Source organism: Bacillus sp. JJ1122 (genome assembly GCF_036964885.1).
Classification (GTDB): domain Bacteria; phylum Bacillota; class Bacilli; order Bacillales; family Cytobacillaceae; genus Mesobacillus.
In genome coordinates this window covers 172908-183952 of record NZ_JBALQL010000003.1, presented here as the reverse complement: position 1 = coordinate 183952, position 11045 = coordinate 172908, and the positions used below count along the sequence as shown (strand labels likewise).

Annotated in this window: 13 protein-coding genes and 1 pseudogene; all 14 read left to right on the top strand. The window is 39.4% G+C overall.

The genetic code is table 11. From position 1 onward, the window contains the following. A pseudogene (locus tag V7201_RS03210) lies at positions 1–291 on the top strand (glycosyltransferase family 2 protein); the annotation flags it as partial. 36 nt (positions 292–327) lie between these two features. Then, positions 328–816 (top strand): VanZ family protein, encoded by a 489-nt coding sequence (locus tag V7201_RS03205; RefSeq protein WP_335375335.1) that lies wholly within the window; start codon positions 328–330, stop codon positions 814–816. A gap of 140 nt (positions 817–956) precedes the next feature. Beyond that, positions 957–1175: a hypothetical protein gene (locus tag V7201_RS03200; RefSeq protein WP_335375334.1), complete on the top strand. Its 219-nt coding sequence runs from the start codon at positions 957–959 to the stop codon at positions 1173–1175. A gap of 28 nt (positions 1176–1203) precedes the next feature. Then, on the top strand, positions 1204–1986 hold the full coding sequence (locus V7201_RS03195) for a hypothetical protein (RefSeq protein ID WP_335375333.1): 783 nt from the start codon (positions 1204–1206) through the stop codon (positions 1984–1986). Then, on the top strand, positions 1986–2246 hold the full coding sequence (locus tag V7201_RS03190) for a PqqD family protein (protein ID WP_335375332.1): 261 nt from the start codon (positions 1986–1988) through the stop codon (positions 2244–2246). The genes V7201_RS03195 and V7201_RS03190 overlap by 1 nt, the downstream gene beginning before the upstream one ends. Further along, entirely contained in the window at positions 2236–2721 is a 486-nt protein-coding gene (locus V7201_RS03185) for a S24/S26 family peptidase (protein WP_335375331.1), read from the top strand. Before V7201_RS03190 ends, V7201_RS03185 begins: the two co-directional genes overlap by 11 nt. Beyond that, on the top strand, positions 2697–4502 hold the full coding sequence (locus V7201_RS03180; protein WP_335375330.1) for an ABC transporter ATP-binding protein: 1806 nt from the start codon (positions 2697–2699) through the stop codon (positions 4500–4502). Before V7201_RS03185 ends, V7201_RS03180 begins: the two co-directional genes overlap by 25 nt. A gap of 15 nt (positions 4503–4517) precedes the next feature. Further along, the gene (locus V7201_RS03175; protein WP_335375329.1) at positions 4518–5510 is read left to right on the top strand and encodes a nucleotidyltransferase family protein; all 993 of its coding nucleotides are present in this window, start codon (positions 4518–4520) and stop codon (positions 5508–5510) included. 44 nt (positions 5511–5554) lie between these two features. After that, positions 5555–5860 (top strand): DUF5658 family protein, encoded by a 306-nt coding sequence (locus tag V7201_RS23150; protein ID WP_438825007.1) that lies wholly within the window; start codon positions 5555–5557, stop codon positions 5858–5860. Positions 5861–6433: 573 nt separating this feature from the next. After that, a complete protein-coding gene (locus V7201_RS03170; protein ID WP_335375328.1) occupies positions 6434–7459 on the top strand; it encodes an ABC transporter ATP-binding protein in 1026 nt (341 codons plus the stop codon). After that, complete coding sequence (locus V7201_RS03165) at positions 7434–8222, top strand: ABC transporter permease (RefSeq protein WP_335375327.1); 789 nt, start codon at positions 7434–7436, stop codon at positions 8220–8222. The genes V7201_RS03170 and V7201_RS03165 overlap by 26 nt, the downstream gene beginning before the upstream one ends. A gap of 11 nt (positions 8223–8233) precedes the next feature. Beyond that, positions 8234–9025: an ABC transporter permease gene (locus V7201_RS03160; RefSeq protein WP_335375326.1), complete on the top strand. Its 792-nt coding sequence runs from the start codon at positions 8234–8236 to the stop codon at positions 9023–9025. 184 nt (positions 9026–9209) lie between these two features. Then, on the top strand, positions 9210–9566 hold the full coding sequence (locus tag V7201_RS03155; protein WP_335375325.1) for an SCP2 sterol-binding domain-containing protein: 357 nt from the start codon (positions 9210–9212) through the stop codon (positions 9564–9566). A 193-nt stretch (positions 9567–9759) separates the two neighbouring features. Next, a complete protein-coding gene (locus tag V7201_RS03150) occupies positions 9760–10992 on the top strand; it encodes an ATP-binding protein (RefSeq protein WP_335375324.1) in 1233 nt (410 codons plus the stop codon). The last annotated feature ends 53 nt before the right edge of the window (positions 10993–11045 follow it).

Sequence of the window (11045 nt, the reverse complement as noted above, 5' to 3'; positions counted from 1 at the left end):
TATAATGGTATTAGTATTATGCTACTTAATACTTTTAAAACATGTCTATATAATTTGTTTTTTAGCAGACTATCTATCAATGAAAAAATGGAGATAATAGGGGGGTTTGTTACTAATAGCTGTTTGAAAGAATCTTTAGATAATCAAGGTGTTAAAAAGTATTTTCCTAAAGAATATTTAGAAGCGATAAAAAATGAAAATATAAAATATCTTTATGGTTTAGGTGAACATCTATATAAAAAATCCAGACCTAAGAGGATATTGATTAATTCACTGTCATATTTCGTTTAGATACCAATGTTTAAGATTAATAATTATTAGACATTTTTGGGCAGAAGGTTAATAAAGAAGGCGGTTAGAATAAATTTGTTACTAAAAAGGTTATTTTTTATTTCTATAACTTTATTTTATATGTGTTTCATTTGGCTCCAATCAAGCCACTTCGATCCAGAAAGCTTATCTCCAATATCAAGCTCTATTAACAAAACTGTATATTTGTTAATAGGAGCAAGTCTTGAATTTGCCCATTTATTTCTCTTTGGGATTCTATATTTATGTATCATACTTGTTTTTCTTAGCTTTGGGACATTAAGAAGATGGCAAGAAGTAATAGCTGTAATTATAGCTTTATCATATGGCGTAGTTGATGAAATCCACCAGCTGTATGTACCTTTTCGATCCTTTTCTGTGATTGATTTGTTGAAGGATGCCATTGGTGTGTTTGCCTTTTGGTGGGTGATTAACCGCAGCTATTTCTATAAGCAGAATTCACGAATAGGGCAGTGGTTAAGCAGTATGAATAAAGTGACAAGATAAAATATTTGTCGAATATAATTTCTTTAAAAAGAACAAGGTATATCATATAATTTTAAACAAATAGGTAAGGTTGGCTGCTATATTTTTAGCGCTTTTATTTTAATATTGTTGTTCTTTATAATGAACAGGAGAGTGTGGAAATGGATAAGAAAAATTTAAGTAACGAACCAATTGTATTAAGCCATCAGCCAATCAAGTTTGAAACAGCACACAGCTGGAACAAGGGTGTGGGGAATAAAAATCCATCGGGTAACGGAAATGGTGGAGTAAATTATCCTAATGATCCAAGACCTCAAAAACCAGGAACGGGTCCAGGCTCAGGCCGTGGAAATGGAAAAGGAAATGGTAAAGGAAAGTAACCTTTATAGATAGCAAGGGGTTTCTGATATGGAAATACTAGAAGCGAAAATTGGACCTCATAAAATTAAGTTTTTACTAGGATCGATTAATTTTATGGGGTTTATTAAGCAAAACTTTACAATAACTGAGTTCGATTTGAAAGAGTATGATATGCAAATTAGGATTGAAAATGGATATGGGATACCATTTATAAATTATAATATTGAAATTTCGAAGCAGGCGGGAAAGGTAGTATTCCATAGGGCTGATTATCTTATTGAAGCAAATGCTGAGTATAGCAATGCTACTATTTATGCCTATGATGAGTTTGCTTTAAAACATGCTTTGACCAATCTCTACAGCTCCTACATCGTTTACCACAACTGGGGCCTATTGATTCATTCGTCATGCGCAATTGAAAATGGCAAGGCTCATATTTTCGCTGGTCATTCTGGCGCAGGTAAGTCGACAGCTGCAGCCTTGTCCCATCCGCGTGAGTTGCTATCAGATGAAGCAACAATTGTAAAAATCACAAATGATGAAGTGACTGTGTTTGATTCGCCGTTCCGCAGTGAGCTGCAATCCACAGCTTATCAACAACCGTGTCCACTAGCAGGCATTCAGCTTTTACACCAATCTGAAAAAAGCAGACTGGAAAAGCTGCGCAAGCCGGATGCGCTTTTATCTCTTATGGATAAAGTATTTTACTGGCATCATGACCCTGCTGAGACGCAGCGAATTATGGGGCTATTGCGGACATTGGTGGAGAAAGTCCCGGCATATAAGCTGTATTTTCGTAAAGATCCTACATTTTGGGAGCTGATTTCATAATGGTTCATTTTATACAAAAAAATAGCTTTGAGGCGACCCAGATTGAGGATGAGTGGATCATTCTGGATACTGATCAATTCACGGTTACAAGGCTTAATGAGCTTGGCGGCTTTTGCTGGCTGAAGCTTAGTGAGGCCCAGACGGCTCAATCTCTTAGAGAGGCGATTGATCAGGAATATGGTTCAACTTGTGAAAAAACTTCTATTGATAAGTTTTTATCCGATTTAATGAAGTGCGGGCTGATTGACCATGCTATTTGACGAGGCAACGATCTTTTTTTTAAAAAATGCTGTTGAAAAGGATGGCTTTCTTGAGCTGCCGGCAGAAGGGAATAGTATGTTTCCTTTGATCCAGAGAGGGGATGTCTGCAGGTTCATTCCATGCATACCTGATTCTTTGGTAAAAGGAGACATTGTTTTATTCCATACAAATCACGGTCAGCTGATTGCCCATCGATTTTTACGTAAGGAATTGATTGATGATAACCAGCATTACATTTTAAAAGGGGATACGAACCTAGGCTGCGACGTTCCTGTTAAGGAAGTGCAGTTAATTGGAATGCTTTCTTCTATTAAAAAGAAGGACCGTGAATTTTCAATTGAGGATTCCGCAGCGAACCTGTGGGGAATGTTCATCCTGTCATTGCCATTCCTGTCGTGGATGCTGAGAAAGTACCTGAACTGGAAAATTCAAAAAATATGGAGCACCGTATGGCGAAAATTGACCAGCTTATAACCCTTGCAAATCAATATTTTTCATTGAAGGATATCCGCAAAACCTTTTCTATGCTGAAACCGTTCTTTCTTAAGCATTGGAAGGCGTATTCGGTACTCTTTTTTTTATTAGGGTTTGACATCTTTTTTACGCTCGCATTTGCCTGGTTTTTCGGGAATATTACCGATGCGGCGATTCGCGGAGATTTCACCGAACTGAAAAAGCTGATTCCGATTGGAATTGGGCTTACCATCCTGAATATCATTTCAAATTTCTTTGATATTTATTTTGAAACGATTGCCTCCAACGGCTTGAAAAAGGATTTGAAAGAGCATTTATTCAAGCATATTCTCCGCCTGAGAGCAGGCGATGCCTCTAACATTCGCTCTGGCGACCTTCTTTCGTATTTCACCAATGATATTCATAGTATTGATGGTGTTACGGGAAGCAGTTTGATTAGTTTAATCCGTCTGCCAGTCACCTATATTGCGGTCCTCATTTATTTATTTCAAATCAATTGGGTTTTATGTATGATCAGCGTTCTGATTGCTCCAGTTGCAATTGTTGCTGGCGCTGGTTTTGGCTTGCTTCTGAAGCGTAATGGCCGGAAGCTTCACAGTTTAATCGCGGATATTAACAATACTTTAAATGAGACATTCCAGGGCATTCAAGTCATCCGCTCCTTCACGCTCGAAAAGAAAATTTTTGAAAAATTCTCCGGCCAAAATGATGACTATTTTAAATTGGAACTGGAAAACGCCAAGCTTCAGGGCTGGTATTATTCAGGCGGATATCTAATCAGTTCCGTAGTTTTCCTGACTTGTCTTTCGCTTGGTGCGTATTTTGTCTATGAAAAAGAAATGACAATCGGATCCTTGCTGATTTTTACAAATTTAGTAGGTTATCTTGTCAACCCTCTGACTGGTATTGCAGGACAGTGGGCAGGCTTTCAAAGATCGATTACCGCAATTGAGAGAATCATTGATTTGGTCGAAAAACCTTTAGTCTCAACTGAACTGCCAACCTTCTCACCTGTAAAATCCAACGTCAGATCAATCGAATTTAAAAATGTTACCTTTAGTTACGATGAAAACAAAACGATTTTTTCTAACTTAAATCTGAAAGTACCTCCTGGCAAAATGATTGCCTTAGTTGGACCGAGCGGGGCGGGGAAAACGACGTTGTTCAACCTGCTGCAAGGTTTCTATCAGCCTCAGTCGGGAGAGATTTTAATAGACAGATTGTCATCAGATGAAATGACGCTGTCAGAATTAAGAAGCGCGATTGCCCATGTTCCTCAGGAAACCTTTCTATTTGCAGGAAGTATCCGTGACAATCTGTTAATGGCCAGGCCAGGGATTACAGAGCTTGAAATGATTGAGGCGGCAAAGCAAGCGTGCATTCATGATTTTATTATGGGGTTGGCTGACGGATATGATGCCGAAATTGGCGAACGAGGAATTAAATTATCTGGCGGGCAGAAGCAACGAATCGCGATTGCAAGGGCTATTTTAAAGGATGCACCGATCCTACTGCTAGATGAAGCGACATCAGCCCTCGATAGCAGTACGGAATCCATGGTGAAACAAGCTCTCGAGCATTTAATGAGAGGCAAAACGACCATCGTAATTGCCCACAGGTTATCCACAATTCAGAATGCTGACGTAATTGTCGTGCTGGATGAAGGAAGAATTGTTCAGACAGGTACCCATGAAGAACTGATTGCACAGGATGGCTTATACAGGAATTTGAATACAATCAAGCCGAAAAAATCAGAACACTTATATGTTGTATCAAAGTGATTGGAGTTTTGAGAAATGACAAATCAATTGCTGGAAGCACTGTATTTAAAAGAAACTGCTTTGCCCATTGATGAATCCTATTATAAAAAACTCATAAATAATAAAAATTTCGATTCCATTGCACCACAGATCTACCATTTGTTAAAAGAACAAGATCGGCTCGGTGAAGTACCAGACGTTTTCTATTTATATTTGAAAAAGCACTTTCTTCAAACGATGCAGCTTAACTTATTTGTAAAACACCAGATGACTCAAATTCTTCATTCATTTGAAGAGAACGGTTTAGAAGTCATTCCGCTTAAAGGAGTTTTTTTGGCAGAATCCTATTTTGGGAATATTGGCGCCAGACGGACTTCGGATATCGATTTGCTGATTAAGTACCGTGATCTTGAGCAGGCGATAGATATGATCAAGCAGCTTGGTTTCACAACAGAAGAGGAGAAAATCCCAGGCCATTTTCATTGCAGCTACAGTAAACAGCTGCCTGGATCGGAAATTCCTTTGGTTGTTGAACTGCATTGGGATTTGCTGAAGGAGTCGACTGCGAATTTTAATATTGAGGATTTTTGGCATGAAGCTATACCTCATGGGAATTCGAGTTTTATCAAAGAGATGAGCAGTTTCCATGTGCTTTACATGATTGTCCTCCATGGCTGGCGGCACAACCTCGACTCCTATAAATACTATTTGGATATTATCCATCTAATTCATTTTTTAAAAGATGAACTAGACTTTGCAAAATTAATGGAAACAGCTAAGGTCCATAAAACTCAAAGAAGAATAATCCGAACCCTTACAGCAGTCTATCAGGAATTCCCGTTTTTGGATAAAATAAAGCCTTTTTCATATAAAGCGAGTAAGCAATATTTGTACTTAAGCGAGAAGAGGGCTGGGCTATCTTTTTACAAAAAATATGCAGATTATATTGACTACCAATATTTCAGCTATGACTCATCCAGCCATATGGTAAAGGAAATCATGTCAACCATTCTTCCAGCAAAAAAATAGTATGATCCGGCCAGAGGAAAGGGAAAGTAATATTAAAAGGAAGGGTGATCCATTTGGTCCTGTTATTCTATTATTTATCCCTCCTCAATCTTGCCGATGCATTCCTGACCGTGGTCGGAATCGAAAACTCACTCATAACAGAGGCAAATCCGTTGATGGAGAGATTATATTCTCTTGACTTGAGTCATTTTATATTAATTAAGTTTAGTTTATCTCTTGCTTTATTGATGTTTATCTTTTATAAAAAAGTGCCGGAATCTCAGATAGTAAAAGCTCTCACACTGTTTGCTGCCATATGTTATACCTTCGTATTTGGTCTCCATGGCTTCTGGCTGGTCCAATTAATCTGATCGGCCAGGCTAAATTCTTCTCCTCTAATATATCCCTCAAAAAGTTCATTTATTTTTACTATTTCCATAACAAATATCCCGTTATTAAGAGGCGTATAATTTCCTTATCTTTTATAAAAAGGAAGGCGCATTGCAAATGTTTCACACGCTCAAACATAAGCTGTTGTCCGGGATTACGGTCTCGGTTGTTGCGTTGCCATTGGCATCGGCTCTAGTATTTTTATATTTTAATGTATTAACACACTACCGCACTGGGGGTCAGACCCCCAGTGCGGTAGTGTGTCAGTGTAATAAAGTGAAACTTCGAAATTGTTCCAAAAATAATTTGCCAATATTTTCCCTAACGGTTATAATATGAAAGTACTTAATCAAAGGAGGCAGTCGAAATGATTAACACAACGAATGGAACAGCAACAACAATTTCATATGTTTCACCTTCGGCCTGCCTGTATTGTGTGTAGTTAAGCTTATTTTTCATGAAAATAGCTGCGTCAACCACAGACTGCATGTCTGTGGTTTTTTTGTGCCTAAAAATCGAATGTATGTTCTTGGATGAAAGGAATGATTAAATAGATGATTACGGTTGAAAATTTGAAAAAGGAATACAAGTTAGTTAAACGGGACCCTGGTCTTAAAGGAGCGATCAAGTCACTTTTTAACAGGAAGTATGAAACGAAGCATGCGGTGAAGGGGATTAATTTTACCATCCAGCAAGGTGAAACGGTTGGCTATATCGGTGCGAACGGTGCCGGAAAGTCCACGACAATCAAGATGCTTACGGGTATTCTAACACCGACATCAGGCAAAGTTACGGTCAACGGCCTTGTGCCGTATGAAAACCGCCAGAAGAACGCGGTAAATATTGGAGCGGTCTTCGGACAGCGGACGCAGTTGTTCTGGGATATTCCGGTGCGTGAATCTTACAATCTCTTGAAGCATATTTACGAGATTCCTGAACATCAGTATCAGGAGACGATTGGTATGTTCACAGAGGTATTGAACCTTGAGCCGCTGCTTGGCATCCCGGTCAGACAGCTTTCTCTTGGGCAAAAAATGCGCTGTGAACTGGCTGCGGCCTTCCTTCACAGGCCTTCTGTTGTCTATCTGGATGAGCCGACAATCGGGCTTGATATCGCGGTGAAAGTGAAAATCCGAAAGTTTATAAAAGAAATGAATCAGCGCTGGGGCACAACAGTGCTGCTGACTACACATGATATGCAGGACATTGAGGAAATCTGTGACAGGATCATCATCATTGACGGAGGCACGATTCTGTATGATGGCGGCCTGGATGAGATTAAAAAGCAGTTCGGGCAAAAGCGGGTCATTCATTTTGAACTGGCCGATGCAGAAAAATTTGTCCTGCCAGCATCACTCGAAGGAGTGGTTTCTATTTTACCGACTGAAGAAGAAACGAAGGTCAGCCTTTCATTCGACCATGAAGCGGTGAAAAGCTCGTTTGTCATTTCTGAAATGATGAGTGTATATGAAATTGGTGATTTGAATATTGCCGATCCTAAGATTGAGACGATTGTAGAGGAACTTTACAACAAGCAGGAACAGGGGGGAGAGCATGAGGAAGTATTGGCAAATAGCTAAGGGCAGAATGCAGGAGAGCACTGCCTATTCGGCCTGGTACTGGGCCGGTACGCTGTCATCTGTGATGCGGCTGCTGATCATTTACTTCTTTTGGCAGGCGGTTTACGCGAACCAGTCCACAATTGAAAACATAAATTTAGAAACGATGGTGACCTATATCGTCATTGCGATGCTGCTTCAGGGATTTGTCGGCGGTGTTGGGAATGAACTTGCTGAGAATATTAAGGACGGCCAGGTTGCCATTGAGCTGATGCGTCCTTACGATATGATTTTTAAGATGTTTGCGGTCGATGTAGGCAGTAAAATTATGTACTTGATTCAGGGAACGATCCCGATGATTTTGATTGCCTATTTCTTTATGGATCTATCATTTCCTAAATCGCCGGAGACCATTATCTTATTCGTGCTCAGTGCACTGGCTGGTATCTGGATTGGAACGTTCTTTGATTTTCTTGTCGGGGTGCTTGCGTTCTGGACGGTCAATGTGTGGGGAGTTCGTGTCCTGAAGGAATCGTTGATTACGTTTTTCTCAGGTGCACTCGTGCCAATCACATTATTCCCGGACTGGCTGCGTACGATAACTGAATTTCTTCCGTTCCAGGCGATGGTGTATTTGCCTGTTTCGATTTATTCAGGATTGATTACTGGAACTGATGCCTATTTGGCCCTTGGAATTCAGTGTTTTTGGCTGGTGTCATTGTACGTGTTAGTAAGAGTAATCTGGACACAGGCAATTAAGCAGATTACGATTTTTGGAGGTTAGGAGGGGATCATATGCGTCGTTATACGAGATTATATTGGGAATTTGCGAAGAGTCATATGAAGGTGATGATGGAATACCGAATCGACTTTTTGATTGGGGTCGCCTCGGTCATGCTCGAGCAGTTCGCCTCTATCTTTTTTGTAAAAGTGGTCTTTGACCACATTGAGCAAATCAATGGATGGAACTTTTACGAAATTCTTTTCATCTACGGAATCGCGGCAACAGGCCGGTCGATCCACCAGATTTTCTTTGATAATTTATGGACGTTGGGCTGGCAGTATATCCGGCCAGGGAAGCTTGACCGCTTGTTGATCAGGCCTGTGAATCCATTGTTTCATGTCGTGGCAGACCGACTGCATCAGGATGGATTTGGTCAGCTGATCATCGGATTATTCATACTGGGAACAGCCATTCCGCAGCTTGATCTTGTCTGGGGAGCTGCGGAAATTGCGATGCTCGTGGTGATGATCATTTCATCAGGTCTGATCTTTGTAGCAATCAACTTGTTCTTTGCTACCTTCAGCTTCTGGATGATCGACAGCCTGCCGATTGTATGGGCAGTATTCAACATGAGTGATTTTGCGAGATACCCGCTGACCATCTATCACAAAGGAATCCGCATGTTCCTCACATGGATCATCCCATACGGATTCACAGCCTTTTATCCAGCAGCCTATTTCATCGATAAATCGGGCTACAAAGAATTCGCCCTGTGGACACCAGTCGCAGCCATCGTCTGCTGCGTCATCGCCTACGCCTTCTGGAACAAAGGCCTAAAAGCCTTCGCCAGCACAGGCAGCTAGGGTGAAGAGTTAGGTGCTTTAGCACACCACCGCGCCGGGGGTCAGACCCCCACTGCTTTACTGTGTTAAAGCTGACCCTTTGTTTGTCGGGTGATAGATATAAATACGTTTTATATCGGATTGATGCTGGACTTACTAATAGATATGATGTTGATATATTCTGAGGGTGATAGGGGTGTTCTGGATGTTGGAAAGGATGTCGGTTAGAGAGGTTTGGCAGATAATTGAGCGGGTTATGAAAGATAATCCGGAGCCGATTCGGGGATCAAATGTCATTTATCAGTATGAAATCACAGGAGAGGACAGCGGCACTTTTCAGCTGGTAATGGAGGAGGGCTCTGCTAGGGTTATAGAAGGAGCGGTGGAATCTGCAGATTGTACCCTAAGGCTTTCAGACAAAAATTTTAAGAAGATGATTGAGGGCAAGCTGAACGGAACGGCCGCCTTCATGACAGGGAAGTTGAGGATCCAGGGAAGCATGGGACTTGCGCTGAAGCTTGAGACCATCCTTAATGAATATAATTTGAGTGAAATAGCATAAAATCAGTGGATCAGGCCTTTAAGGATCTGGTCCGTTGTTTTTTTTTTTATATGTCATAAAAAGAATCTATGAATCTATAAAGAACTTCTATTGAAAAAGCTTTTCATTTTATGACAAATATAACAAAATATGACACACCCTGATATAATAAGGCTAGAAAAAAATGTTACTATTTTACTTAAGGAGATTATGAATGGAGCAATTTAAAAGAAATACAGCCTTGATTTATGAGGAAGTAAAAGCTGTTAAGGTTTTTTTATGGACTTTTTATATAATTTTATTACCCTATGACTTGGCCTACTATTATATCTTTCCACATTTTAGTCATGAGACAACTGGATTTCCTTCAGGCGGAATGGGATTCTTCTTTCACTTCCTTCTTTTTTCTCTACTACCGGTAGCCATTTATTTAGTTAACAAAGGCATGCCCGAAAAAATAAAATACATATATTTCTTTTCCTTTGTTCTTTTAGATATTATAAACAATATTATGATTTACTGGGGTACTAATAAAGAATTTAGCAGTGGACATATATTAGAAGTTTATTTTATATTATTCTCACCAATTTTTGTGAATAAGCGTTTCTTTTGGGTTATTACCCTTGGATTTTTCTTTAAGTACTTAATCACCGGCCTAATTTTCCAATCGGCTAAAGTACTTTTCGCCTTAGGATTAATATTTTTTATTGCAGTGATTGCTTGGATTTTGTTAACTCGTTTTCAATCCTATGTAAATGCCATCAATGAGATTAATGAGGACATGAGGCAAAAAGATAAACTAGCTATTATTGGACAAATGGCAACTGCTATTGCCCATGAGATAAAAAATCCGTTATCTTCTTTGAAAGGTTTCACTCAGTTGCAGCAGGAGAAAGATAAAGGTGATGATCAATATTATCCAATCATGCTTAATGAAATCGACAGGATTAATGCAATCGTTACAGACCTTTTAATCCTGGGAAAGCCCAATACAGCATTAAAGAGCCAAAGTAATTTGTTGGACATTATTCAATATGTTATAAAAATAATGGAGCCTCACGCTCAGAGAAAAGATATAAATATCAAACTTGATGTCAGTGATTCTTGCGTTATTTTGTGTGATCAAAATCAATTGAAGCAGGTTTTTATTAATCTCATTAAGAATGCTATCGAAGCAATGCCCGGGGCAGGAACAGTAATCATTTGTTCTAACAACAAAAAGGGTTTTGTCGAGGTTACAGTAATAGATGAGGGATGTGGAATAGAGCAAGAGAAGCTAGCTAAGCTCGGAGAACCTTTCTATACAACCAAACAAAATGGCACAGGATTAGGTTTAATGGTTACTAAAAAAATTATTGAAGAGCATAACGGAGTTTTCAGTATAGAAAGTGAACTTGGTAAAGGGACTGTTGTTACTATATCACTACCTTTATCAAATTCCATGTAGAATTATCTTAGATTAATGAAATATTATCCATCAAATAAACCAAAAGGACTATT